Here is a 24,612-nt window from a genome sequence, read left to right as displayed (position 1 = left end):
TTGTCGCAAAACCGGTGGCCACTTTTGCGAAACCTGCTTAGATCGATGATCATACGCATGTCCGGGCGGAGAGCGGTCTCCGCCGCTGTTGGTTGGACATGTTCCAGGGACCGCCGATGACCGAAGCTAATCCCGAGACCGGCTCCGCTCTTCCGCCGGAGGAACTCGACCGGCTCACCGACGGCATCGTCGCCGCGCTGAAGAGCGTCTACGATCCGGAGATCCCCGCCGACATCTACGAGCTCGGCCTGATCTACAAGGTCGATATCGGCGACGACCGGCACGTGCGGATCGACATGACCCTCACCGCCCCGGGCTGCCCCGTCGCGGGCGAGATGCCGGGCTGGGTCGAGAACGCGGTCTCGGCCGTGCCGGGCGTGCAGGGCTGCTCGGTCACCATGGTGTTCGACCCGCCGTGGGACCAGAGCCGGATGTCCGACGAGGCCCGCGTCGCCCTCGACATGTGGTAGCCGCCCCTCCTTCCAAGCGCCTCTCGCCGAGCCCCTCCCTTCGGCGACTCGCCACGGTCTCCGGCCGGGCGTAAGATCCTGCCGGGGCCCGAGCGGTCCCTGGGACCGGAACGAGATGCGGCGGATCCCGCCGCGAGCGGGGGGCTGTCGTGTCGGATGTGCTCGCGCCCGATGCCGCACCGGGGATACCGGCCGTTCTCCCGCTCGCCACGCTCGCCGGCTCGCCCCTGCCGACGCTCCTCCTCGGGGAGGGCGGCACCATCCGCTTCGCCAATGAGGCCGCGGCCCGCGCGCTCGGCGAGGACCCCGCCGCGCTGACCGGGCAGGCGCTTCCCGCCCTGGCCGGGGAGACGGAGGCCGCCGGGCTGCTCCGCGCCCTGCTGCGCGCCCCCCAGGCCGCCACCGCCGAGATCCTGCTGCGGCGGCGCGACGGCTGCACGCTGTGGGCGGCGCTCTACCTCACGGCCGCGGGCAGCGGATCGGATCTGCGGCTCGTCCAGTGGACCGACATGTCCCGCTGCCGCGACGTCGAATCGGCCCTCGGCCAGGCGCAGAGGCGCGAGGCGCTGGGCCAGCTCACCAACGGCGTCGCCCACGAGTTCAACAACCTGCTCCAGATCCTCGTCGGCTACGTCGACGGGCTGAAGCGCCGGCTCGGCGAGCATCCCGATCCGTTCGTGCAACGCGCCCTCAGCCGGGCGACGGACGCCGCCGAGCGCGCCTCCACGCTCACCCGCCATCTGCTCGCCTTCTCGCGCAAGCACCGGCCCGAGCCGCGCCCGGTCGATCTCAACGCCCTGCTCGCGGCCTATGCCGGGCGGGCGAGGGCGATCCTCGGCCCCGCTATCGCCCTCGACCTCGACCTCGACGAGGCCCTGTGGCCGGCCTGCCTCGATCCGGTGCAGACCGAGCTGATCCTCCAGATCGTGCTCACCAATGCCCGCGAGGCCATGCCGGCGGGCGGCCACGTCACCATCACCACCGTCAATCACGGCGGCGAAGGGGTCGCGGCGGACGGGACGCTCGGCCGGCACGTGGTGATGAGCGTCGCCGATACCGGCAGCGGCATGCCCCCGGAAGTGCTGGCCCGGGCCCTCGAACCCTTCTTCACCACCCGCGAGCCGGGCCGTGGCACCGGGCTCGCGATCCTGAACGCCCTGATGAAGCGCCAGAACGGCTCGGTCGGCTTGCGCAGCACGCCCGGCGAGGGCACGCTCCTGCGTCTCACCTTTCCGGCCGCCGAGCTGCCGCGCCCGCGCCTGCGGCCCGACGGCTGACGAAGAACCCTGCGGGGTTAATCCTTTCATCCGAAAAAATTTCGTCCTGGCGAAAGTTCTCCGCGTCGGGAATTCTCGGGCCGCGGAGCCAGCAGACTTCCGCAGCGGCGCGATCCGCCGTCCCTTTTACTGCGCAGGGCGCCTCCCCATATCCCGATGGGGCGATGAGCGCCCGAGTAGACTGCGTGAGGCGATACGAACCGATGATGACCACCTTCACCCGCAACCGCCGGACGGCGGCGGCCCTCGGCCTCGCGGCCCTGATGGCCGTGGCGACGACGGCCGGCGAAGCGCGTCCGGGCGGCTCGTCCAGCATGGGCTCGCGCGGCTCGCGCACCTACTCCGCGCCGGCGCCCACCACGACGGCTCCCGGCATGGCGGCGCCGATGCAGCGCTCGCAGGCGACGCCCGGCCCGTCGATGAACAATCCGGGCTTCGGTCAGGCCGCGCCGCAGCGCCGCTTCGGCGGCGGCTTCTTCGCGGGCCTGCTCGGGGCCGGCCTCCTCGGCGCCCTGCTCGGCGGCGGCTTCTTCGGCGGCCTCGGCGGCATCGCGTCCTTCCTCGGCTTCCTCATCCAAGTGGCGCTGCTCGTCGGCCTGGTGATGCTGGCGGTGCGCTTCTTCCGCCGCCGTCAGGCCGAGCCGGCCATGGCCGGCGGCTACGCCCGCTCGGGCCCGGCTCCCGATCCGCGCTCCGGCATGCCGGGTCTCGGCGGCCTCGGAGGCGGCTCCCGTCCGGGGCCGGGACCGAACCCGGCCCAGCCCGATCAGGTCGGCATCGGCCCGGCGGATTACGAGGCTTTCGAGCGCACCCTGACCCAGGTCCAGCTCGCCTATGGTGCCGAGGACGTCGCCGCGCTGCGCCGCCTCGCGACGCCCGAGATGGTGGGCTACTTCACCGAGGAGTTGCAGGCCAACGCCGCCCGCGGCGTGATCAACCGCATCTCCGACGTGAAGCTCCAGCAGGGCGACCTCTCGGAAGCGTGGCGCGAGGGCCCGACCGACTACGCCACCGTCGCCATGCGCTACAGCCTGCGCGACGTGACGATGGAGCGCGGCTCCGGCCGGATCGTCGCCAACGGCGATCCCGAGGCGGTCGAGGTCTGGACCTTCCGCCGCGACCGCGGCGGGCCCTGGATCCTCTCGGCGATCCAGCAGACCCGGTAAGGCCGACGCGCGGGGGGCGCCCCCGCGCACCCCGGACAGAGGGGCCTCGAGGCCCCTCTGCACGTCCCGTTCATCGATGCCGGTCACGCTCCGCACACCGGATCCTGCTTTAAGCTGGTCCGGATCTCGGCGGAGGGAAGCGGTGATCCTCGGTATCTGGCTCGATCAGCCCGTCTGGCTGATCTTCGCGCTCCTCGCGGCCGTCTTCGCCGTCGCGATCCTGCTGATCCGGCTCATCCTCGTCGCCCCACCCACCCGGGCCTTCTGCCTCGGCCTCGGCGGCGTGGTGGCCCCGTTCTTCGGCAGCGTCTCGGTGCTGCTGGCTTTGCTGACCGGGTTCGTCGCGAACGACGCCTGGGAGCGGCAGCGGCAGGCGGTGCGGGTCGTGCAGTCCGAGCGCGACAGCGCCCTGGCGACCTACGATCTCAGCATCGCCACCGTCTCCGACATGTCGAACATCCGCACCGATCTCGCGGCCTATCTCGATGCGGTCGTCACCGACGAGTGGGTGCGGATGCAGGACGGCGAATCCTCGCCCCGGGCCGGCGAGGCTCTGGGCCGGCTGCTCCAGGCCGTGGCGGCGCCGCAGATCAGCGCCGAGGCCGGGCCTGCGGCCCACAACGCGCTCCTGACCACGGTGCTGCGCCTGCGCGCCGCCCGCGGCGACCGCCTCAGCCTCGCCCAGAACACCATCGACCAGTCGAAATGGCTGACGCTGATGATCCTGGCCGGCCTGACCCTGGTGGCGCTGGCGCTCGTGCATCTCGACAAGCCGCGCGCCCAGATCGCCGCCATGGTGATCTTCTCCGCCGGCATGGTCTCGACCCTCGGCCTCGTCGCCCTCCACGAGCGCCCCTTCGACGGGCCGATACCGGTGAGTGCGGCGCCCCTGTGGGCCGCGCTGGCGCAGATGGCGGTGAAACCCGCCGCCGAGGCACGCTGAACGATCAGGACGGCGGGTTCCGGCCCGCATCCAGCGCCTGCGCCATCGCCACGAAGCCCGACACCGGCACCTCCTCGGCCCGCGCCGTTTCCGGGATGCCGGCGGCGGCGAGCAGCGGCGCGGGATCGGGCGTGGCGCCCTTGAGGCTCTGGCGCAGCATCTTGCGGCGCTGCCCGAAGGCGGCGCCGGTGACGGCCTCCAGCGCGCCGACCCGGCAGGGCAGGGGGGCGGAGCGCGGCACCAGCCGCACCACGCTCGACGTGACCTTCGGCGGCGGCACGAAGGCCGAGGGCGGCACGTCGAACAGGATCCTGGCCTCCGTGCGCCAGCCGCACAGCACGCCGAGGCGCCCGTAATTCGCCCGGTCGCCCTCGTCGGCGACGATCCGCTCCGCCACCTCCCGCTGGAACATCAGGGTGAGCGAATCCCACCAGGGGAGCCAGTCCGGCGCGGTGAGCCAGCCGGTCAGGAGTTGCGTGCCGACATTGTAGGGCAGGTTCGCGACGATCCGGGCCGGGCCCGCGCCGAGATGGGGGCGGGGATCGAAGGCGAGCGCGTCCGCCTCCACCACCGTGAGCCGGCCGGGATAATGCGCCGCGATCTCGGCGAGCGCCGGCAGGGCGCGGGGGTCGCGCTCGACCGCGATCACCCGGGCCGCCCCTTCCGCGAGCAGCGCCCGGGTGAGGCCGCCGGGGCCCGGACCGACCTCCACCACCGTGACGCCCGCGAGCGGCCCCGCCGCGCGGGCGATCCGGCCGGTCAGGTTGAGGTCGAAGAGGAAGTTCTGGCCGAGCGCCTTGCGGGGCAACAGGTCGTGCGCGCGCACGACCTCCCGCAGGGGCGGCAGGCCGTCCGCACTCCTGCCATCGGCACTCATGCGCGCGGCGCCGTGAGCCGGCCGGCGAGGCGCAACGCCGCGATCAGGCTGTCGGGCTTGGCGATGCCGCGCCCGGCGATGTCGAAGGCCGTGCCGTGGTCGGGCGAGGTGCGCAGGAAGGGCAGGCCGAGCGTCACGTTCACCCCCTCGTCGAAGGCGAGCGTCTTGATCGGGATCAGCGCCTGATCGTGGGTCGGGGCGAGCGCGACGTCGTATTCCGCCCGCGCCCTCGCGTGGAAGAGCGTGTCGGCGGGGAGCGGGCCGCGGATGGCGATGCCCTCCACCTGCAACCGCGCCACTGCCGGGGCGAGCACGTCCCGGTCCTCGGTGCCGATGCTGCCCGCCTCGCCCGCATGGGGGTTGAGGCCCGCCAGAACGAGACGCGGCCGGGCGAGGCCGAAGCGCGCCCGCAGGTCCCGGTCGACGATGCGGGCGGTCTCGACCACGAGATCCACGCTGAGGAGGTCGGGCACGCGGCGCAGGGGCACGTGGATCGTCAGCGGCACCACCGCGAGATCGTCCGACCACAGCAGCATCACCGGCCGCGGCGCCACCCCGTCGGGGCCGGCCGCCAGCGCCGCGAGATACTCGGTGTGACCCGGATGGCGGAAACCCGCCGCGTAGAGCACGTGCTTGGCGATCGGGTTCGTCACCACGGCCGCGGCCCGGCCCTCGCGCACCAGCCGCACCGCCGTCTCGATCGCGGCGAGGGTCATGGGCGCGGTCGCGGGATCCGGCCGCCCCGGCTCGGCGGTCACCCGGTCGGGCAGCGGCAGCACCGGCAGGGCACGGGGAAACACCGCGGCGGCCCCCTCCGGACCGGCCCGCTCCACCGGCACGGCGAGGCCGAGGCGCGCGGCCCGCTCCGCCACGAGATCGGGGTCGCCGATCAGCAGGAAGGGCGCGAGCCCCGCCGCCTCGCGCGCCGCCCAAGCCTGGAGCGTGATCTCCAGGCCGATGCCGGCCGGATCGCCCTGGGTGAGGGCCAGGCAATGGCTCATCGCGATCTCCCGCCGGGGCTCACCGCACCGTCGTGGCGATGCCGTCGGTCGTGCTGGTGCTGATGTTCTGGCGCAGGTTCGCCTCGCCGAGCGTGCGCAGTTCGAGCCGCAGCAGCACCGTCTGGTTGCGCTCGCGCAGGCCCACCGCTGTCTCGATCGGCGACGAATAGTAGTTCAGCGACACCGTCGTGCATTCGTCGCGGTAGCCGAAGCCGATATTCGTCGAGGAGACGTAGAACTTGTTGCCGCGCGGCGTCACCGGCGGCGTGCCGACCGGGTTGAGCAGATAGGCGTCGAGCGAGGTGGTGTAGAGTTCCCGCACCTCGAGGTAGTGCGACAGGTCGACGAGGAGCGAGCCGGTGATGAACCAGTTCGGCGTGATGCTGTAGGTGGCCGAGGCCTGGATGCCCTCGCGGCGGTGGTCGAAGCCGAGTTCCGGCTGCGCCGCGTAGCGGGCGTAGAGCAGCGAGGTATCGAGGGGCAGGAACGGCGAGAACTTGGCGAAGAGGCCGGTCTCCAGCCGCTTCAGCGCGAAGGTGTCGTTGTCGAACCGCGCCCGGGTGATGAAGCTGATGTTCTGGTTCGGCGAGATCTGCAGGCGGGACACGAAGTCCGAGCCCTGCGTCTCCAGGCCGGAATTCAGGCCGACATTGGCGATGTCGCCGCGCCGGAACGAGTTCACGCCCGCCACCGCGATCGACTCGCCGAACATCGCGTTGACGTGGAAGCCCGTGCGGGTGGTGATCGCGTATTCGGCGCCGAGATTGGCGCGCACGCCGCCCTCGACCCGGTCGTAGCCCGAGAACTTGTCCCACTGGAACAGGGAGGTGTCGTCGAAGACGAGGCTCTGGGCATCCTCGTTCGGCAGCCGCCCGATATGCGTCTCGCTCGGCCGCGCGATGATCTGCGCGACCGGGCTCACCGTGTGGACGCCCCAGCCCCCGAGATCGGCCACGAAGGGATAGCGGTATTCGAGGCCGACCGCCGGCATCACCCGGCCGGAGAAGTCGACGTCGGGCGAGAACAGGTTGGTGACTTCGTTGTTCTGGTAGGAGCGCGTGTTCGGATCGACGTAGAAGGCGTCCGTGCGCAGGTAGGCGAAGGGCTGCCAGACCTGCCCGAACTCGTCCACGAAGTCGCGCCGCCAGGAGACCTGCGCCGACAGGCGGGTATCGAGTCCGGCGAGCCCGCGCACGATGCAGCGTCCGCGCTCGAACACCGAGCAGGTCGGGTAGAGCGCGTAGGAATTGCCGTTGACGGTGGGCGTCAGCAGGTAGCTGCGGGTGCGCGGGATCTCCTGATACTGCGTCGCGTCGCGCATCAGGTTCTGAAAGTTCATCTGGAAGCGCACCTCGCCCCCGAGCGGGGCGGGGCCGTTGATGCGCTTGTCGTAGTCGACCATCGGGGCGACGATCGGCTGCTGCTTCTGCCAGTCGTAGGTGGACAGGCCCTTGAAGTAGTAGGCCCGCGCCTCGAACCACGAGCGGTCGCCCTGGCCGATCAGGTAGGCCGTGGACACCGCCTCCCGGAAATAATCCGTGGTGATCGCCTGGTTGCGGATGCGGTAATTGTCCAGGAACCACTTGTCGGTGACGCCGACCACGTCCCAGCCCGCGCGCCATTGCGGGCTGAGATAGAACTGGCCGGCGGATTCGATCGAGCCGCGGAACTCCCGGTCGCCCGGCCCGAGGGGGGCGGGGAGGAAGACGCTCGGCGTCGCCTGGAAGATGCCGGAGAGCCGCAGGTTGTAGAAGCCGTTGGCGAGGCGCTGGCGCCATTCGAGCTGGCCGAGCACGCCCTGCTTGGTCGCGAAGGTCGGCGTGACGGTGAGGTCGTAGTCGGGCGCGATGTTCCAGAAGAACGGGGTGCCGATGCCGTAGCCGAGCACGCTCGAATTGACGAAGTGGGGCGCGAGGAAGCCGGTCTCGCGCCGCACGGTCGGGTCGGCGGTGTAGAAATACGGCAGGTAGGCCACCGGGACGCCGCCGACCTCGACGGTGGCGTCCTCGTAGTAGATCTTGCGTTCGGTGTTGTCGTGGATGATTCGCGCGGCCTTCACCTGCCACAGGGGCGGGCGCTCGGGATGGTCCTTGCACGGCTCGCAGGCCGTGTAGGTGCCGCGCTCGAAGGTGGTGGTCTCGCCGTTGGCGCGCTCGGCCCGGGGGGCCGAGAAGCGCACCCGGGCGGGGCGCCCGCGCGGCTCGATGGTCTGCTGCACGCGCAGCGAATCGACGAAGCCGTTCTTGAAGTCGTCCGTCAGCTCCATCCGGTCGCCGGTGACGACGGCACCGTTCTCCTCGGTGAGGCGGACGTTGCCCTCCGCGAAGACGCGGCCGGTGTCGCGGTCGTAGCGGACGCGGTCGGCCTGCAGGGTGCGCGCGCCGTAATGCAGCTCGGCATTGCCGACCGCCGAGACCGTGTTGCGGTCGTTGTCGTAGACGAGTTCCTGCGCCTCGACGAGCAGGCGCTCCTGGCCGCCGGCCTTGCCCGCGCCCTTGGCCGTCCCCGCATGGACGCGGTCGCCGAGCGTGGCCTGCGCGCGCGCGGGATCGGACGACCCCGCCGTCAGCAGCAAGGCCGGCAACGCCGCCAACATGACATCGACCGCCCGCGCGGCGACCGTACGCACGACTCGACCCATCCCTGCACCCGTTGCCGTCGCGGCCTTCGACCGGAGGTGCGGCATCAGCCGTCCTCCTGGTACAGAAGCGCGAGCGTACCGAGCAAACTCCCTACCACGGCGGGGAACCACGCCGCCACCGGGGCGGCGACGATCCCCGATGCGCCGAGGCCCTCCATCACCTGCCGGGCGACGTAGAGCGCGAAGCCCGCCGCCACGCCCGCCAGCGCCATCCGGCCGATCCCACCAAACCGGAAGAACCTTAACGAAACGGAGGCGGCCACCAGCACCATCGCCACGAACAGCATCGGCCGGGCGAGGAGCACCGCCCGCTGCAAACGATAGCGCGTGGCATCGAGCCCGGCCCGCTCGGTGCGTGCGATCGTGTCGCCCAGTTGCCAGAAAGGCACGGAATCCGGAGGGGTGAAGCGCTGGCGCACCTGCGAGGGCACCAGGTTCGAGGCGACGAGGTAGGTGTCGTAGCTCTCGGGCTGCGAATCCTTGGCGAGCACCCGGGCGTCCTGCAGCTCCCAGTAGCCGTCGTGCAGGACCGCCCGCCGGGCCTCGATCTGCTGCGCGAAGGCGCCCTCGTCGTCGAAGGTGAACAGCGTCACCCCGGCGAGCGTGGTGGTTCCCTCGATGGCGGTCTCCGCCCGCACGATGGCCTGCCCGTCGATGCTGCGCTGGCGGATCCACAGGTCCTTGCCCGAGCCGCCCTTGTTGGACTTGGCGAAGATCCGGGCCTCGACCTCGGTGGAGCGCTGCTTGAGCGCGGCGGCCACCGGATTGTAGGCGCCCACCATCAGGGCGCCGACCGCGAGCGCCACGAAGACGCCCGGTTGCAGGAACTGCCAGGCCGAGATGCCGGCCGCCCGCGCCACCACGAGTTCGAGCTTGCGGCTGAGCTGGAGCAGCGCGCCCATCGCCCCGAACAGGATCGCGAAGGGCATGATCTGCTCGGCGATGGTGGGGGTGCGCAGGAGCGAGAGATGCGCCACCGTGAGCGCGCCGATGCCCTGCGTCTCTCCCGCCCGCCGCATCAGCTCGACGAAATCGAGGGTGTAGACGAGGGCGAAGACCGTGAGGAACACCCCCGCGATCATGCGCAGGAAGCGGGCCGCGATGTAGCGGCCGAGGGTGGCGCCGATCAGCATCGCGCCCTCACCCGTGGCTCGGCCGCAGCCGCGCCCGCCCGGCGGAGGCGGCGCGCAGGCGGGCGGCGAGCGCGGCGTTGAAGGCGCGCAGCCGCGCCCCCTGGAAGGCGACCAGCACGGACAGCCCGATCGCCGCGAGCGGCACCGCGTAGAGGGCCGCTGCGGCGGCGGGGCTGCGCACCGCCGCGCTCGCCGCCGCGAAGCCGGCGATGCGCAGGCCCACCACCGCCGCCACCGCCCCCGCGATGGCGAGCCCCCGCCCCTGGCGGGTCGTGCGCGGGTCGCCCAGCGCCGCGAAGGCGATCAGCGCCATCGCCAGCGGGTAGAGCCAGGCGGTGAGGCGGTCGTGCAGCTCGGCCCGGAAGCGCCCCTTAACGAGCTTGTAGTAATGCTCGTTCGGGTCCGGGAAGAGGAGCTGGGCGGTCGAGCGCTCGCGCGGCTTGTAGACCGTGTCCGTGTCCGGCGGCGTGAAGGCCGCGAGGTCGACGGCGTAGCGCGCGAAGGTGATGATCGAGGCGTCGCGGCTGTTGGGCTGCTGGCGGTGGATGCTGCCCTTCTCCAGCACGAGATAGGTCTGCCCGTCGAGATCGACGGCCTGCCCCCGCTCGGCGAGGTAGACCACGCTGCGCCCGGCCTCGCGACGGTCCTGCATGAAGATGCCGAGGAGCGTGCCCCCGGGGCCGCGCTCGCGGAAATGGAAGGTGATGCCGTTGTCGAGGCTGGTGAACTGCCCCTCCTGGACCACGTTGGCGATGAAGTCGCCCCGCACCCGCGTCAGCAGGTCGCGCAGCTCCTGGAAGCTCGACGGCAGCACCTGGATGGTCAGGAAGCCCACCGCGAGGCTGACGATGAGCGCGAGCGTCAGGAAGGGCCGCATCAGGTGGCGCGGCGACATGCCGGCGGCGCTCATCACGATGAGCTCCGAATCGCCGTTGAGCCTGTTCAGGGCATGCACCACCGCCATGAACAGGGCGACGGGGGCGACGATCGTCAGCAGGGCGGGGATCGACAGGCCGGTGATCAGGAAGAAGATCAGCAGCGTCTGGCCCTTGGCGGTGATGAGGTCGAGTTCGCGCAGCGCCTGGGTGACCCAGATCACGCCGGTCAGGCCCGCGAGGCAGGCCAGGAAGGCGCTGAGCGCGATGCGGAAGATGTATCGCTCGATCTGCTTCATCGGCTCGTCGCGGTCGGGCCCCCTCCCGCAGCGCTCCGGTTAAGCCGCGGGTCCTCCCCGCACAAGCGCCGCCACCGTCGCAAGCACCCGGAAGGCGGCCTTTTGCGGGCGATTTCGTCGTCCCTGCGCGCCCGGTGTCACAGCGCACCTCGCCGGATCGTGACGGAGCGGACCCCCGGCCCGGTCGCGCGGGCCGCGTTGCGTTCGGCGGCGGCCCCCCGCTACACAAAGGGATCGCAGCGTCGGCAACTCCCTTCACGGATTGAAAGCAGCGTCATGGCGGACGGTATCAGCATCGCGTTCGAGCCCTTCGGATCGGCGAAGGCGGAAGAGGGGAGCGACCTCGTCCTGTTCGTGGGCGAGGATCTCGCCCTCTCGGCCCGGGCGCGCGAGGTCGCCGGGGAGACGGCCGGCGACATCGTGGCGCGGGCCGCCGCCGTCGAGCGGTTCAAGGGCAAGGCGAACGGCACCCTGGTGGTGACCGCGCCGGCGGGCCTGAAGGCCGACCGGCTGGTGGTGATCGGGCTCGGGCCGGAGGGCGAGCGGGACAAGCTCGACTGGGCGACGCTCGGCGGGGTCGCCTCGTCCAAGATCGGCGGGCGCCGGGCCCTCGTGGTGCTCGACTGGGCCGGCGGGATCCCGACCTCGGAGGCCGCCGCCGCCTTCTCGCTGGGCCTGCGCCTGCGCGCCTACAAGTTCGACCGCTACAAGAGCAAGAAGGGCGAGGGCGACGAGAACGGCGGCGGCCGCGTCACGGTGCTGACCGCCGAATCCGGCGGGCTCAAGAAGGCCCTGCGGGCCTCCGACGCGGTGGCCGAGGGCGTGATCCTCGCCCGCGAACTCGTCAACGAGCCGCCGAACGTGCTCGATCCGGAGGAATTCGCGCGCCGGACCGAGGCCCTGGAGAAGCTCGGCGTCTCGGTGGAGATCCTCGACGAGAAGGCGATGCGCAAGCTCGGCATGCGCGCCCTCCTCGCGGTGGCGCAGGGCTCCTCCAAGGAGGCCCGCACCGTCGTGATGCGCTGGAATGGCGCCGACGATTCCTCCGAGACGCCGGTGGCCTTCATCGGCAAGGGCGTGTGCTTCGATTCCGGCGGCATCTCCATCAAGGGGAGCGGCGGCATGGAGGACATGAAGGGCGACATGGCCGGCGCGGCCTGCGTCGTCGGCCTCATGCACGCGCTCGCCGCCCGCAAGGCCAAGGTGAACGCCATCGGTGCCATCGGCATCGTCGAGAACATGCCCGACGGCAAGGCGCAGCGCCCGGGCGACATCGTGACCGCGATGTCGGGCCAGACCATCGAGATCATCAACACCGATGCCGAGGGGCGGCTCGTCCTCGCCGACGTGATCACCTACGTCCAGCAGGAGTACAAGCCGAAGTTCATGATCGACCTCGCCACCCTCACGGGGGCGATCCTGGTCGCCCTCGGCCAGGAATATGCGGGGATGTTCAGCACCAGCGACGAGCTGGCCGAGCGGCTCTCCGCGGCGGGGGAGACGACGGGCGAGAAGGTCTGGCGCATGCCGCTCTCGCCGGGCTTCGACAAGCTGATCGACTCGAAGTTCGCCGACATGAAGAACACCGGCGGGCGCCACGGCGGCTCGGCGACGGCGGCGCACTTCATCAAGCGCTTCGTCAACGACGTGCCCTGGGTGCATCTCGACATCGCGGGCGTCGGCATGAACGCGCCGTCGAGCGAGATCAGCCGGTCCTGGGGCTCCGGCTGGGGCGTGCGCCTCCTCGACCGCCTCGTGCGCGACCATTACGAGGGCTGACGTCAACGGCCCGATGCGTCAGCATCTTGGGCCGTTGGCGAGACCCGAAGCAGGCCGGCCCGCGGGGGTCTCTCTCCCGGGCCCCGCGAATCGCCGGAGCGGCAGGCATCCCGGACGACGGGCTCCCGCTCCGGGTCCTGATTCCGTCGCAGATCTGCGGTACGTCGGCATCACGGTGTCCGCGCGAGGAGCGTCTTCAGCCATGACCCTGCCCGGCCGGGCGCTCGTCACGGCCCTCGTGCCTCTCGCGGCGGCCCTGGCCGCTGTCGGGATCGCGGCTCTGGCCGGCCTGAACCAGGCGCGCGTCGAGGCGGCCGGGTTCGGCGGCCTGTTCTTCGGCTTCTTCCTCGATCAGTTCCCGCTCTATCCCTTCGCGGTGATCTACGGGGCTGCCCGCATCCTCGCGGTGACCGGCGAGGCCCTCGATCGGCCCGTCGCCCTGCGCCTGCTCGGAGCCGCGCTCGGGCTCGGGCTGCTCCTCGGATTGTCGCTCTATCCGACCTTCGGCGGCCTCGTCCTGCGCCTCGCCTTCATGGTGGGCGGAATGAGCTTCCTCCACGGCGTGCCGATGCCCGGGGCGCGGGCGCTCGGCGCCTTCGCGGCGATGCTGCCCTTCGGGGCGGCGCTCGGCCTCGCGGGGCTGGTCGGAGGCCGCAAGGGCCGCCGCGGCCAAGGGCTGCGAGCGCTGCTGCGGGCGCTGCTGCGGGCCGCCGCCCTCTGGTGGGCCCTCGGCCTCCTCGGCCTCGGCCGCACGCTCGGCCTCGCCGGCTGGCCGCAGCGCAGCCTGGACGGACGGGAGGCGCTGATCGCCGCGGGATTGGTGCTGATTGCCTTCCTGCCGCACGCTATCATCATGGCACGCCGTGAGAGACGGTCGGAGGCCGCGGTTGAATCCGTGTCGCGAGGCCGTTACTCTCAACGTTGACAGTAACGGCCGAGCCAACGGCCGACTCGACGGCAATGATGGTGCGCGGAACGGGCACCGCGGGAGGAGCGGAGATGGGTGAAGCAGTGCGTGTCCCGTCGGGCGGCATTCCGGCACGGCCCTGGCTGGCGGCCTATCCGAGCGACGTCCCGGCCGAGATCGATGCCGACCGGCTCGGCACCCTGGCCGATCTCTTCGCCACCGCCTCGGCGCGCTTCGCCGAGCGCCCGGCGGTCCGCTGCTTCGGGGCGACGCTGAGCTTCGCCGATCTGAAGGAGGGGGCGGAAGCCTTCGCGGGCTGGTTGCAGGCGCACGGCATCCGCAAGGGCGACCGGGTCGCCCTGATGTTGCCGAACGTGCCGACCTACCCGATCGCCCTGTTCGGGACGCTGATCGCGGGCGCCATCGCCGTCAACGTCAACCCGCTCTACACGGCCCGCGAACTCATCCATCAGGTCGCCGATGCCGGCGCCCGCGTGCTCGTCGTGCTGGAGAACTTCGCTTCCGTCGTCGCCGAGGCGCTGCCCTCGCTCCCGGAGCTGGAGATGGTGGCGGTGGCGGGCGCGGGCGACGGGATCGGCCTGCGCGGCGCGCTCGTCACGCTCGCCGCCCGCCACCTCAAGAAGGCGGTTCCCGCCTACAGCCTGCCCCCCGGCCGCTCCACGAGCTTCCGGGCGACGCTCGCGGCGGGCCGCAAGGCGGGGTTCCGGCCGGTGGCGATCGAGCCGGGCGATCTCGCCTTCCTGCAATATACCGGCGGCACCACCGGCGTCTCGAAGGGCGCGATGCTCACCCATCGCAACGTGATGGCCAATATCGAGCAGAGCCGCGTCTGGTTCGGCATGCGCGACGACGAGGGGGCCGGCCGGGTCATGGTCACGGCCCTGCCGCTCTACCACATCTACGGCCTCACCTGCTGCTTCTTCTTCATGGTGCGGCTGGGCGCCTGCTGCCTGTTCGTGCCCAACCCGCGCGACATCCCGGGCTTCGTGAAGCTCCTGCGCACGAACCGCTTCACCAACCTGTCGGGCGTCAACACGCTGTTCAACGCCCTGCTCAACCATCCGGACATTGGCAAGGTCGACTGGTCGATGCTCGAATTCGCGAATGCCGGGGGCATGGCGGTGCAGGCGGTGGTGGCGCGGCGCTGGAAGGCGCTCACCGGCAAGCCGATCATCGAGGGCTACGGCCTCTCGGAGACCGCGCCCGTGGTGTCCATCAACCCGCGCGGCTTGAGCGAATGGTCGGGCACCATCGGCTATCCGGTTCCCTCGACCGAGGTCTCGGTGCGCGATCCGAACGGGGCCGAGGTGCCGGTCGGCGAGGCGGGCGAACTCTACGTGCGCGGGCCGCAGGTGATGCCGGGCTATTGGCGCCGGCCCGCGGAGACCGCGAAGGTGATGACGCCGGACGGCTACTTCCGCACCGGCGACGTCGCGGTGCTGCAGCCCGACGGGCAGTTGCGCCTCGTCGACCGGCTGAAGGACATGATCCTGGTCTCCGGCTTCAACGTCTATCCGAACGAGGTCGAGGACGTGCTGGCGACCCATCCGGGCGTGCTGGAGGTCGCGGTGGTGGGCCGGCCGATGCCGGAATGCGGCGAGATGGTGATCGCCCACGTGGTGCCGCGCGATCCCGGCCTCACCGCCGACGCCCTGCGCACCTTCGCCCGCAAGAGCCTGACCGCCTACAAGGTCCCGCGCGAGTTCGTCTTCCACGAGACCCTGCCGAAGAGCAATGTCGGCAAGGTGCTGCGGCGGGAGCTGCGCGACGGGGCGCCCTGAGCGCGGATCCCGATCCACCGCGGGGTCTCGCCGGAGGGCCGCGGCGCCAGCCCGAGGCGCCGCGTCAGATCGGCCTGACCTCTCCCGGACGCAGCTTCAGGCGGGTGGTCAGGCGGTCGGAGAGGGTGCCGCTCAATTCCACCGCCGCATCCGGTGACGCGACGGCGCGCACGGCCTCGACGGCGCGCGGCGCATCGAGCGCCATCGCCACGTAGACTTGGAGCGCTGGAGCACCGGCGGCGTCCTCCGGGGCGGATACGGCAACTGTGAAGGCCGTCTCTTTCGGCTTCTTCGAAGGCATGGCGGGCTCTATGGCACGCGAGGCGAGCCATGTCGCGCATTTTATTCGCGCACATTTCGATCGCCGCAAAGGATTGTGCGGCGCCGGTCGGAGTCTCCTGTTGCCGCCGGGTCAGTCCATTACAATGCGAAACGAAGCGTCATCCTGTAAATCACTTGGGTTGCGCTGGGCGAACCAGGGGCCCGGGCGAAGCCCCGTGCCGGAGCCACAAGCAGGAATCGGGCCGTTGGCCGGTAACCGCGGAGGCATTCTCGCCGAACCGTGATTGGTGCTCCCGCTCCCGGATCCCGATCTGCGGCCCGAGGGCGACCGAGCCGCCAAGGAGTCGAGACATGCACATCAGATCGAAGCGCAGCTGGGAGCTTCCGGAGCGTGCGGCGACGCCGGAGGCGGTCTTCCTCGACCGCCGCACGCTGCTCGGCGGCGCGCTCGGGCTGGCGGCGGCCGCCCTGCCGGGCGGGCCCGCCTTCGCCGCCCTGCCGGGGGAGGGCACGGGCGCGACCGGCACCGCCGATCTCTATCCGGCCAGGCGGAACGAGGCCTACACCCTCGACCGGCCGCTGACCGAGCAGCGCTATAGCGCGGACTACAACAACTTCTACGAGTACGGCACCAACAAGACGGTGACGCCGGGCTCGAACGCCCTCAAGGTCCAGCCCTGGACCATCAAGGTCGACGGGCTGGTGGAGAAGCCGTTCGAGATCGGCTTCGAGGATCTGGTGCGCAAGATGCCGCTGGAGGAGCGGCTCTATCGCCATCGCTGCGTCGAGGCGTGGGCGATGGCGGTGCCCTGGACGGGCTTTCCGCTCGCGGCGCTCGTCGCCCTCGCCAAGCCCACCGGGGACGCGAAATACGTCCGGATGCAGACCTTCCTCGACAAGGGGATGGCGCCGGGCCAGCGGCAGTTCTTCTATCCCTGGCCCTACACCGAGGGGCTGACGCTGGCGGAGGCCGGCAACGAACTCGCCTTCCTGGCGACGGGCGTCTACGGCAAGCCGCTGCTCAACCAGTTCGGTGCGCCGCTGCGCCTCGCCGTGCCGTGGAAATACGGCTTCAAGTCGGTGAAGTCGATCAACCGCATCACCTTCACGGCCGAGCGTCCGAAGACCTTCTGGGAGGGGCTGCAGGCCTCCGAATACGGCTTCTGGGCGAACGTGAACCCGGCCGTGCCGCATCCGCGCTGGAGCCAGGCGAGCGAGCGCGTGCTCGGCACCGACCAGCGGGTGCCGACGCTCCTCTACAACGGCTACGCCGAGCAGGTGGCGGGTCTCTACAAGGGGCTGGAGAAGGAGCGGCTGTTCGCGTGACGCGAAAAGGCCGGGTCCTCGCGGAGCCCGGCCTAAGGTGTGATCGGGGCCGGCCACCGGGCCGGGCCCACTCAGAGGGGATCGGCCGGTCGACGTCCCGGACCGGCCGCCCCCATGATCGCCGGACGGGCGCGACCCGCAACCACCCCGATGGTCTATCAGGCCCGGGCCCGGCGCATGGAACGAAACCCGATCGGGCGCCGAGGCCCGGTGGGGTCCCTCAGTAGGTCCAGCGCTGGGCCTTGGCGACCAGGAAGTCGCGGAAGGCCTGGACGCGGGCGACCGAGCGCATCTCCTCGGCATAGACGAGGTAGCTCTCGAGGTTCGGCATCTCGATGTCGCGCAGCACCTGCACGAGATGCGGATTCCCGTTCGCCACGTAGTCCGGCAGGATGCCGATGCCGACGCCGGTCTCCACCGCCACCTGCAGGGCCGAGATGTTGTTGACCGTGAAATGCACGGTGCGGGGTTCGCGCCCCTCGCGGCCCGCCGTCGACAGCCAGTGCGTCGCCATCAGGTAGGAGGGCTGGTCGCCGCCGAACGAGACGATCCGGTGCTTGTCGAGGTCCTCGATGGTCCGCGGCTCGGCGAAGCGCTTGATGTACTCGGCGGAGGCGAAGACGTGGTAATGCACCGTGAACAGCCGGCGCTGGATCAGGTCCGGCTGGGCGGGGCGGCGCAGGCGGATCGCCACGTCGGCCTCGCGCATGGCGAGATCGAGTTCCTCGTTGGTCAGGATGAGTTCGACCCGCACGTCCGGATGCAGGTCGATGAACTCGGAGATCCGGTGCGACAGCCACGCGGTGCCGAGCCCCACCGTGGTCGTCACCTTGAGGTCCCCGGAGGGCCGCTCGCTCGTCTCCACGAGGCGGGCGCGGGTGGTCTCCAGCCGCATCTTCATGTCGCGGGCGGCCCGGAACAGGAGGTCGCCCTGCTCGGTGAGGATCAGGCCCCGGGCGTGCCGATGGAACAGCGGCGCCTTCAGCTCGCGTTCGAGCGCGCTGATCTGGCGGCTCACCGCCGACTGGCTCAGACCGATGTCGTCGCCGGCCTTCGTGAAGCTTCCCGCCTCGGCGACGTTCAGGAAGATCCGGATCTTGTCCCAATCCACGGCTGGTCATCCCCGCGCCAGAGCTCCGGCCGGCGGGGGGCGGCGGGCGGCTCTCGCGAACGCGTACTGTCCTGAGCCGCGACGGAGCGGGGCGGGACCCCGCAGCGTTGCGACCGATCCCGCCTCTCGCCCTACTCGGCCGCGGCTTGGCGCGGCGTCTCGCCGATCGCCAGGTTCGCGAGGTACTTCTCCGCCTCCAGGGCGGCCATGCAGCCCATCCCGGCCGCGGTGATCGCCTGCCGGTAGACGTCGTCGGTGACGTCGCCCGCCGCGAACACGCCCGGGACCTCGGTCGCCGCCGTGCCCGGCGCGACCGCGAGGTAGCCGCCCGCGCGCATCGGCAGCTGGCCCTCGAAGATCGCGGTGGCGGGCTGGTGCCCGATCGCCACGAAGACGCCGTCGGTCCTGCGCTCGGTGACCGCGCCGGTCCGCACGTCCTTGAGGCGCACATGCGTGACCGAGGGGGCCGGGCTCTCGCGCCCGCCGATCTCCTCGACCGTGTGGTTCCACACCACCTCGACGTTCGGGTGGCGGAACAGGCGCTCCTGCAGGATGCGCTCGGCCCGGAAGGCGTCCCGGCGATGCACCACCGTCACCTTCGCGGCGAGGTTGGCGAGGTAGAGCGCCTCCTCGACCGCGGTGTTGCCGCCGCCGACGACGACCACGTCCTTGCCGCGGAAGAAGAACCCGTCGCAGGTGGCGCAGGCCGAGACGCCGAAGCCCTGGAACTTCGCCTCGGACGGCAGCCCCAGCCACTTCGCCTGGGCGCCCGTCGCGATGATGAGCGCGTCGCAGGTGTAGACCGCGCCGGAATCCGCCTCCAGACGGAAGGGGCGCTGCTTGAGATCGACCCTGGCGATGTATTCCGAGACGATCCGCGTGCCGACATGCTCGGCCTGGAGGCGCATCTGCTCCATGAGCCAGGGGCCCTGGATCGCCTCCGCGAAGCCCGGATAGTTCTCGACGTCGGTGGTGATCATGAGCTGGCCCCCGGGCTGGAAGCCGGAGATCAGCAGGGGCTCCACCATCGCGCGGGCGGCGTAGATCGCGGCGGTGTAGCCCGCCGGTCCCGAGCCGATGATGATGAGCTTCTCGTGGGTGGTGGACATCAGGGTCTCCGGGCCTGCCAGCCCGGGCCGGCGTCAGGGGCCGGTCGGGCGGGCGAGCGCATCGCGGTGCCTGAGATAGGCAGCCGCGACGGCCTCTGCGATCGCGGGGGTGAAATCTAAGGGTTCGTAGCGCGGACCATCAAGTCTGCCATCGAACGGATGCACAGCTCCGTAGTGCCCGAGTGCGGCAAAGTACGGGCGATGCCGAACATAGGTATCGGAGAGCTCGAAGAGGAGAACCGGGGAGCCGGTCGCCACCGCCTCGCCCACCATGTTGGCGCTGTCGGCGGTGACGACGACCGCATCCGCCAGCGCCAGCAGGGCCAGATAGGGGTTCTCGCCCTCGCCGTCCCAGAAGAAGCCGCCCCGCCCGGCGGCGAGGGCCCGCAGATCCGCGCGCAGCGGCGCGGGGGTGCGGCGCGAGGCGGTGATCATCAGGCTCGCCTCCCGGCTCAGGCGGTCGAGGGCGGCGAGGAAGCGCGCCTGCGCCTCCGGGCGCACCCGCCCGTGGCGGCTGTCGCCCCCGACCAGCACCGCGGCGCGGGGCGAGGGCAGGGCGGACAGGCGCGGATCGGGCGCGGCGCGGGCCGCCGCGAGGCGCGCGGGCGAGACCGGGTGCGGACCGCCCAGGGTCGCGAGCACGGAGGGGCCGCGCAGCCGGTCGTGCTCCGGCACCCAGATCAGGTCGGCGGCCCCCGGGCCGATGCGCGGATCGCGCAGGAACACCGTGAAGGTCGTGCCCCGCGAGCGCCGCTTGAGCGCGCGGAGCGCCGGCACCGTCCGGCGCCCGGTGGCGATGGCGAGGTCGGGCCAGGGCGGCGCGAGCACCCGGTCGCGCGGGTCGGCCGGGCCGCGCGGGGCCCACCACGAGAAGGGCGGGCGGGGCCGGACCCGCCGCTCCTCGGCGCCCAGGCCGAGGGCCTGCGCGAGGCCCCGGCACGGGGCGAGGTCGCCGGCCTTGCCGTCGGTGAGGATCCAGGCGGTGGTGCCGGGGGGAAGCGCGGTCACCGGCCCCGCATCGGGCCGGCGGCCGGACGAGTCAAGCGCGGCGCCTTGTGTCCCGCCCGGCGGACCTGTACGGGGGACCGGAAACCCCGACGCTGGGACCCGCCTGCACCTTGCCAGTCCGCCTCGACGCCATCGATTGGGCGATCCTCCGGGAATTGCAGGCCGACGGGAACATCACCAACGTGGCGCTCGCCCGCCGGGTCGGGCTCTCGGCGCCGCCCTGCCTGCGCCGCGTGCGGGCGCTGGAGGAAGCCGGGATCATCCGCGGCTACCGGGCGCTCCTCGACCCGAAGCTCCTCGGCTACGAGGTGGTGTGCTTCGCCATGGTGCAGCTCGCCGCGCAGGGACAGGCGGAGATCGCCGCCTTCGCGGCCGAGATGCGCACCTGGCCCGCCGTGCGCGAGGCCTGGACGCTCTCGGGCGAGACCGACTTCCTGCTCAAGTGCGTCGCCCGCAACCTGCCGGATTTCCAGCGTCTCGTCGCCGATCTGACGGCCCTGCCGAACGTGCGCAGCGTCCGCACGGCGCTCGCCCTCGACCAGATCAAGGACGAGCCGGTGGCGCCGCTGGCGGAGGAGTAGGGCCCGCGCCCCTCCTCTCAGCGCATCGCCTCGCGATGCTGTGCGAGCGCGGTGCCGCTGGTGGATTTCTGGATCAGCCCGTCGACCTGATCGCGCTGGCGGCGGAACTCGGCGAGCAGGCGTCCATCGAGTTCGCGGCCGCGCGGCACCCGGATCTTCATCGGGTCCACGAAATGGCCGTTGATGATCACCTCGTAGTGCAGGTGGGCGCCGGTCGAGAGGCCGGTCGAGCCCACGTAGCCGATCACCTGGCCCTGGCGCACCCGGCCCCCGGCCGCGATGCCGCGGCCGAACCGGGACATGTGGTTGTAGGTGGTGACATAGCCGTTGGCGTGCTGCAGCTCGACCCGGCGCCCGTAGCCGGAATCCCATTCCGCCTTCAGGATCGTGCCGTTGCCCGCCGCCACGATCGGCGTCCCGATCGGCACCGACCAGTCCACGCCGGTGTGGAGCTTGGCGTAGCCCAGCACCGGGTGGCGCCGGTAGCCGAAGCCGGAACTCATGTTGCCGTCCGCCACCGGCTTGCGGATCAGGAACTTCTTCAGCGAGCGCCCCATGTCGTCGAAGAAGTCGATGGTGCCGTCGTCCGGCGACTGGAAGCGGTAGACCCGCCGCGCCTCGCCGCCCACGGTCAGCGCCGCGTAGAGCAGGTCCGGCCGTTCCGCCGAGCCGCCCGATTCCTCGTCGTAGGTGTAGACGAGTTCGAGGTTGTCGCCGCTCGCCACCCGGCGCTGGAAATCGACGTCGTAGCCGAAGATCCGCACCAGATCCTCGACCATGCTGCGCGGCAGCTCGTGCCGGGCGGCGGTCTCGTAGAGGCTGGCATAGAGCCGGGCGCCGGTGCCGTCGTCGTCCTCGTCCGAGCCGGCGGCGGGCGCGGTCTTCGGCGCCACGCCCTCCTGAGCGGGCGGCGCCACGGAGACGAACTGGCCGCGGTCGTTCATGGCCGCGATCGCCTCGATGCCGTGCTCGCCGTAGAGGATCACCCGGTTGAGCTGGCGCGGATCGCCGGGCTTCGGCCCGGGCCCGATCAGCAGGCGCATCTGCTGGCCCTCGCCCACCGTGGTGGCGCGGGTGAACCCGCCGAGCGCGGCCAGGATCGGCCGCAACTGATCCTCCAGGGCGGTGTTGGCCCGCAGCACGCTCTCCAGCGTCTCGCCGCGCTTGATGGTGACGTCGCGCTCCTCGACGAGGGGCACCTCGCGGGGCCGCGCGTCGATCTTGGCGAGATCGGTGACGTTCTCCCGCAGGACCCGCACCTCGATCGACTTGAAGGGCCCGGAATCGCGCCCGGGCTCGGCGTCGAGGCCCGGCAGGGCCGGGAAGCTGCGCAGGGCGCGCGAGAGCATCAGCTGCGGGGCGATGGGCAGGGCGGCGAGGCGCCCGGCCTCGGCGGCGAGCCGGCGCTCCTCCTCGATCTGCGCCGCGACGTCGTCGTCGGTGAGGGCGGGGGCGCCCGGCCCGACCGTCACGTCGGCGAGGCTGCGCTTCACCACCGAGACGTCCGCGTCGGGCGTCTCGGTCGCCGCCACCTCCGGCGCGCGCTCGGCGCCCGGCTCGCTGAAGAAGCGCATCGGGTCGAAGGGCGGGATGTCGGTGGCCGCGAGGCCCGCCGTGGTCGAGAGGGCGGTGGCGATCCGCACGAAGGGGCGGACCTTGATGATCTCGCGCTCCCCCGCCCGGATGGTGACCGGCGCGCGGAAGCTCTGCTTGGCGAGCGCCACCATCGGATTGCGCACCAGCCGGTCGCCCTTGCGGGCGGTGTTGGAGCCGCCGTCGCTCGGCTGCGGTCGCGCCGCGATCGCCACCGCCTGGGGCAACTGGGCGAAGCTCAGCTCGCCCTGAAGCGAGACCCAGATCGCGGAGCCGATCAGCCCGGTCCCGGCCATGCCGGTGAGCACGCAGGCGGCGAGCCAGCGCAGGTTCACGTCGCGCCGGTCCGCCCGGGGCGAATCCGCCCCCGCGAGGTTGAGCGGCGGCTCACGCCCGGGATCGGCCGTCCGCCCGGCGCGGGAGGTCGCTGCTGGATACCCGGCCGGATCGAGGCGCGCGCGCTTCACCGTGGCTCCTGGAAGGATGTCGTCTCGCGGGCCCATCCGAGCGGCGGACCCGCAGGGCGGGGCGGCGTCCGGTTGCCGGCGCGACCATGCGCAGGCCGCGGACCGAAATCAACCGGAGGCCATAAGCCCGTCCGCAATCGTCTCGGCTGCCAGCATGTCAGGATTGAGGCGCCCCGCAAGAGGATCGCGCACGTGCGATCACGCTTCGTGCTAGGTCCTGTGAAATTGCCGGGGATGGAAGAAAGCGGGATATTTGGTCGGAGTGGCAGGATTTGAACCTGCGACCCCCACGTCCCGAACGTGGTGCGGGCATTCTAAATCCTTGATAAATATGGAGTGCGTGTGCGAGTTGCCCACGCTTTGTTCGCCGGGATCGTACCCATTTCCTGGGCATTTCCTGGGCGAGCGCCAGAGGAGGGGTGAGCGTCCACAGGTCTGCGCGGAGGTGCGTGACCCGTCGCTCTTTCTGGGCACCGGCTTCTGTGGCTAGCGTCTGGCCATGCTCGAATCGTCCGCCGCTGCCCTATCACCTGCCGTCCTCAAATGGTCGCGCGGGCTCGCAAGCCTGTCGCCTGGACAAGCGCCCTGCCCCGGCTTCCGGCCGGAGGAGTGGGTGGAGACGCGGAGCAACTGCCGGCGCTTAGTAGAGAACTTCGACGTGGACGCTGACCGTCTCGGCTAGAACACCCTCAGAGGCCTACCGTCAGGAGGTTGTGGCTGACTGGCTGTAGAGATGCAGGCTCCAGGAGCTTGCCTCGATCTCGGGCATCGGTGGCGATGTAGGCAGCCCGGCCACCATGTTTATCGCAAGCAGGAGCCCACCAGATGGGAACAAAGGCGTCGCAGCCCTGTTGAAGCGGTAATCGGTCATTGAAGTCCCCTGCTACAGACCCCCTGCTACAGACGCCCAGCAAGGTCCTAACCCTCCGCTGGGCGTTCTGCTGCGTGCTTGCTCCAAGGGGGACCAATCCTACTTGCAGATCGTCACGCTTGCTTTGCCGTACTGCTCAGCTGGCGTCACCGGCGGCTCGGCAGCCCCAGCAGCGGCCGGGCCGCCGTCATCTGCTGTCGGCACAACCCCGCTCCTGATGCAGCACATTGCAGGCGAAAATTGCCTTTTCGGGGGGATGACAGGCGCCCGGCACGCTTCCTAAGTGCCTCCCATGACCTTGCAACTTGCCTCGCAGGCAGTCCGCATTGCCACCTTCACCGAGCCTGAAGACGGCCTCCTGCTGTTCGCGAACGGCCGGCTCGTCGCCATCATCTCGCAGCTCCGCAATTCGGTCAGCGATGAACTCGCCGGCCGCTGGTTCCTCGAAGCGGGGTTTGGTCCCTGCGCCCACCGCGCGCCTGAGGCGTTCGACACCACCGGGGACGCGGAGAGGTGGGTGAAGAGCTGCCTTGAGGACGGGGCGGAGCAGAACGCGCTCAAGGTCTCCTAGGAGCTGAACTATAGGTGCCGGCCGCGCCCCTGGGTCTGGGAGGAGGGCCGCCGGCTCTGGGTGTTGTCTCGACCACCGCCCAGTGGGCCGCGCTGGGCGGGTGTCAGTCCAGCAGGAACCGGCAGCCTAGCGTGATGGCACAGGCGGCGCATAAACAAAGGAGCGCCGGCGCGGGGGTGATTTCAGCTCCACCTAGTTCCCCCACCGCTCCACAATCCGAAGGCCCTGCCGGGCAAGCTGATCAGGGACGCCACGCCGGATCAATCGGGCGCTCCGCTCCTGCTGCGCCCACGCCTGCTGGGAAGCCTCGCTCGCCCGTCGAATCGGACCCAGCCAAGCGTTGGACCACGCGATCTGCACAGCGAGGCCGAGGAGCGCCGTCTCGCCCAAGAGGGCCAGGGAAGTGGCCCACACCCGCTTGAGCTGCTGCTCCACGTCCGGGACAGACGTCGTTTGATCCTGCATCGCTGGGCTTTACCTCCGCATAACGACGCCGGCGCGAGGGGGAAGGCTCGGCCGGCAC

The 24,612-nt window shown here is 71.1% G+C and carries 20 protein-coding genes; 10 read left to right on the top strand and 10 right to left on the bottom strand.

All coding sequences use genetic code 11. The annotated features are described in order from the left end of the window. Positions 1-116: 116 nt before the first annotated feature. From ACE101_RS23010 to ACE101_RS22995, 4 genes are all read left to right on the top strand, one after another. Positions 117-470: an SUF system Fe-S cluster assembly protein gene (locus ACE101_RS23010; RefSeq protein WP_379134579.1), complete on the top strand. Its 354-nt coding sequence runs from the start codon at positions 117-119 to the stop codon at positions 468-470. Positions 471-619: 149 nt separating this feature from the next. Further along, positions 620-1,747: an ATP-binding protein gene (locus ACE101_RS23005; RefSeq protein WP_379134576.1), complete on the top strand. Its 1,128-nt coding sequence runs from the start codon at positions 620-622 to the stop codon at positions 1,745-1,747. 203 nt (positions 1,748-1,950) lie between these two features. Beyond that, the gene (locus ACE101_RS23000; protein ID WP_379134574.1) at positions 1,951-2,913 is read left to right on the top strand and encodes a Tim44 domain-containing protein; all 963 of its coding nucleotides are present in this window, start codon (positions 1,951-1,953) and stop codon (positions 2,911-2,913) included. Positions 2,914-3,055: 142 nt separating this feature from the next. Next, complete coding sequence (locus tag ACE101_RS22995; RefSeq protein WP_379134571.1) at positions 3,056-3,856, top strand: bestrophin-like domain; 801 nt, start codon at positions 3,056-3,058, stop codon at positions 3,854-3,856. Positions 3,857-3,860: 4 nt separating this feature from the next. On the opposite strand, the gene rsmA is transcribed toward ACE101_RS22995, so the two are convergent. From rsmA to lptF, 5 genes are read right to left on the bottom strand one after another with little or no spacing between them, the layout of a single operon-like run. Then, positions 3,861-4,733: a 16S rRNA (adenine(1518)-N(6)/adenine(1519)-N(6))-dimethyltransferase RsmA gene (rsmA, locus tag ACE101_RS22990; protein ID WP_379134569.1), complete on the bottom strand. Its 873-nt coding sequence runs from the start codon at positions 4,731-4,733 to the stop codon at positions 3,861-3,863. Next, positions 4,730-5,734 (bottom strand): 4-hydroxythreonine-4-phosphate dehydrogenase PdxA, encoded by a 1,005-nt coding sequence (gene pdxA, locus ACE101_RS22985; protein ID WP_379134567.1) that lies wholly within the window; start codon positions 5,732-5,734, stop codon positions 4,730-4,732. Before pdxA ends, rsmA begins: the two co-directional genes overlap by 4 nt. A gap of 19 nt (positions 5,735-5,753) precedes the next feature. Then, positions 5,754-8,375, bottom strand: coding sequence for an LPS-assembly protein LptD (locus ACE101_RS22980; RefSeq protein ID WP_379134564.1), 2,622 nt, complete (start codon positions 8,373-8,375; stop codon positions 5,754-5,756). Between the two features lie 44 nt (positions 8,376-8,419). Continuing rightward, positions 8,420-9,508 carry an LPS export ABC transporter permease LptG gene (lptG, locus tag ACE101_RS22975; RefSeq protein ID WP_379134562.1) on the bottom strand — a complete coding sequence of 363 codons (1,089 nt, stop codon included), beginning with the start codon at positions 9,506-9,508 and terminating at the stop codon, positions 8,420-8,422. Positions 9,509-9,515: 7 nt separating this feature from the next. Continuing rightward, a complete protein-coding gene (lptF, locus tag ACE101_RS22970) occupies positions 9,516-10,682 on the bottom strand; it encodes an LPS export ABC transporter permease LptF (RefSeq protein WP_379134558.1) in 1,167 nt (388 codons plus the stop codon). A 276-nt stretch (positions 10,683-10,958) separates the two neighbouring features. Between lptF and ACE101_RS22965 the strand changes: the two genes are divergently transcribed. From ACE101_RS22965 to ACE101_RS22955, 3 genes are all read left to right on the top strand, one after another. Beyond that, complete coding sequence (locus ACE101_RS22965) at positions 10,959-12,461, top strand: leucyl aminopeptidase (protein ID WP_379134556.1); 1,503 nt, start codon at positions 10,959-10,961, stop codon at positions 12,459-12,461. Positions 12,462-12,663: 202 nt separating this feature from the next. Beyond that, positions 12,664-13,386: a hypothetical protein gene (locus ACE101_RS22960; RefSeq protein WP_379134555.1), complete on the top strand. Its 723-nt coding sequence runs from the start codon at positions 12,664-12,666 to the stop codon at positions 13,384-13,386. A gap of 35 nt (positions 13,387-13,421) precedes the next feature. Next, positions 13,422-15,170: an AMP-binding protein gene (locus tag ACE101_RS22955; RefSeq protein ID WP_379134554.1), complete on the top strand. Its 1,749-nt coding sequence runs from the start codon at positions 13,422-13,424 to the stop codon at positions 15,168-15,170. Positions 15,171-15,234: 64 nt separating this feature from the next. Here ACE101_RS22955 and ACE101_RS22950 read toward each other — a convergent pair whose 3' ends face one another. Further along, complete coding sequence (locus ACE101_RS22950) at positions 15,235-15,471, bottom strand: hypothetical protein (protein WP_379134551.1); 237 nt, start codon at positions 15,469-15,471, stop codon at positions 15,235-15,237. Between the two features lie 332 nt (positions 15,472-15,803). On the opposite strand from ACE101_RS22950, the gene msrP reads away from it, so the two are divergent. After that, positions 15,804-16,778: a protein-methionine-sulfoxide reductase catalytic subunit MsrP gene (msrP, locus tag ACE101_RS22945; RefSeq protein ID WP_379134548.1), complete on the top strand. Its 975-nt coding sequence runs from the start codon at positions 15,804-15,806 to the stop codon at positions 16,776-16,778. Positions 16,779-16,998: 220 nt separating this feature from the next. Here msrP and ACE101_RS22940 read toward each other — a convergent pair whose 3' ends face one another. The 3 genes from ACE101_RS22940 to ACE101_RS22930 all read right to left on the bottom strand — a co-directional run bounded on the left by ACE101_RS22940 (position 16,999) and on the right by ACE101_RS22930 (position 20,006). Further along, a complete protein-coding gene (locus ACE101_RS22940) occupies positions 16,999-17,889 on the bottom strand; it encodes a LysR family transcriptional regulator (protein ID WP_379134546.1) in 891 nt (296 codons plus the stop codon). 131 nt (positions 17,890-18,020) lie between these two features. Continuing rightward, complete coding sequence (gene trxB / locus ACE101_RS22935; protein ID WP_379134544.1) at positions 18,021-18,998, bottom strand: thioredoxin-disulfide reductase; 978 nt, start codon at positions 18,996-18,998, stop codon at positions 18,021-18,023. 33 nt (positions 18,999-19,031) lie between these two features. After that, positions 19,032-20,006, bottom strand: coding sequence for a mitochondrial fission ELM1 family protein (locus ACE101_RS22930; RefSeq protein ID WP_379134541.1), 975 nt, complete (start codon positions 20,004-20,006; stop codon positions 19,032-19,034). Between the two features lie 110 nt (positions 20,007-20,116). Between ACE101_RS22930 and ACE101_RS22925 the strand changes: the two genes are divergently transcribed. Beyond that, positions 20,117-20,587: an Lrp/AsnC family transcriptional regulator gene (locus ACE101_RS22925; protein ID WP_379134539.1), complete on the top strand. Its 471-nt coding sequence runs from the start codon at positions 20,117-20,119 to the stop codon at positions 20,585-20,587. 17 nt (positions 20,588-20,604) lie between these two features. Here the strand turns inward: ACE101_RS22925 and ACE101_RS22920 are convergent, their stop codons facing one another. Next, positions 20,605-22,647, bottom strand: a complete 2,043-nt coding sequence (locus ACE101_RS22920) for a peptidoglycan DD-metalloendopeptidase family protein (protein WP_379134536.1) — start codon at positions 22,645-22,647, stop codon at positions 20,605-20,607. Positions 22,648-23,810: 1,163 nt separating this feature from the next. On the opposite strand from ACE101_RS22920, the gene ACE101_RS22915 reads away from it, so the two are divergent. Continuing rightward, entirely contained in the window at positions 23,811-24,089 is a 279-nt protein-coding gene (locus ACE101_RS22915) for a hypothetical protein (RefSeq protein WP_379134534.1), read from the top strand. Positions 24,090-24,612 lie beyond the last annotated feature (523 nt).

Origin of the sequence: Methylobacterium carpenticola (assembly GCF_042748905.1) — a bacterium.
Lineage (GTDB): Bacteria > Pseudomonadota > Alphaproteobacteria > Rhizobiales > Beijerinckiaceae > Methylobacterium > Methylobacterium carpenticola.
The sequence above is the reverse complement of the archived record's forward strand: the minus strand, read 5'-3'. Positions and strand labels throughout refer to the sequence as shown.

Excerpts from the sequence above, each read along its gene's own strand:
- lptF (WP_379134558.1), bottom strand. The coding sequence starts at position 10,682 with ATGAAGCAGATCGAGCGATACATCTTCCGCATCGCGCTCAGCGCCTTC.
- msrP (WP_379134548.1), top strand. The coding sequence starts at position 15,804 with ATGCACATCAGATCGAAGCGCAGCTGGGAGCTTCCGGAGCGTGCGGCG.
- ACE101_RS23010 (WP_379134579.1), top strand. The coding sequence starts at position 117 with ATGACCGAAGCTAATCCCGAGACCGGCTCCGCTCTTCCGCCGGAGGAA.
- ACE101_RS22955 (WP_379134554.1), top strand. The coding sequence starts at position 13,422 with ATGATGGTGCGCGGAACGGGCACCGCGGGAGGAGCGGAGATGGGTGAA.
- ACE101_RS22950 (WP_379134551.1), bottom strand. The coding sequence starts at position 15,471 with ATGCCTTCGAAGAAGCCGAAAGAGACGGCCTTCACAGTTGCCGTATCC.
- ACE101_RS22960 (WP_379134555.1), top strand. The coding sequence starts at position 12,664 with ATGACCCTGCCCGGCCGGGCGCTCGTCACGGCCCTCGTGCCTCTCGCG.
- lptG (WP_379134562.1), bottom strand. The coding sequence starts at position 9,508 with ATGCTGATCGGCGCCACCCTCGGCCGCTACATCGCGGCCCGCTTCCTG.
- ACE101_RS22915 (WP_379134534.1), top strand. The coding sequence starts at position 23,811 with ATGACCTTGCAACTTGCCTCGCAGGCAGTCCGCATTGCCACCTTCACC.
- ACE101_RS22980 (WP_379134564.1), bottom strand. The coding sequence starts at position 8,375 with ATGGGTCGAGTCGTGCGTACGGTCGCCGCGCGGGCGGTCGATGTCATG.
- pdxA (WP_379134567.1), bottom strand. The coding sequence starts at position 5,734 with ATGAGCCATTGCCTGGCCCTCACCCAGGGCGATCCGGCCGGCATCGGC.
- rsmA (WP_379134569.1), bottom strand. The coding sequence starts at position 4,733 with ATGAGTGCCGATGGCAGGAGTGCGGACGGCCTGCCGCCCCTGCGGGAG.
- ACE101_RS23000 (WP_379134574.1), top strand. The coding sequence starts at position 1,951 with ATGATGACCACCTTCACCCGCAACCGCCGGACGGCGGCGGCCCTCGGC.
- ACE101_RS22965 (WP_379134556.1), top strand. The coding sequence starts at position 10,959 with ATGGCGGACGGTATCAGCATCGCGTTCGAGCCCTTCGGATCGGCGAAG.
- trxB (WP_379134544.1), bottom strand. The coding sequence starts at position 18,998 with ATGTCCACCACCCACGAGAAGCTCATCATCATCGGCTCGGGACCGGCG.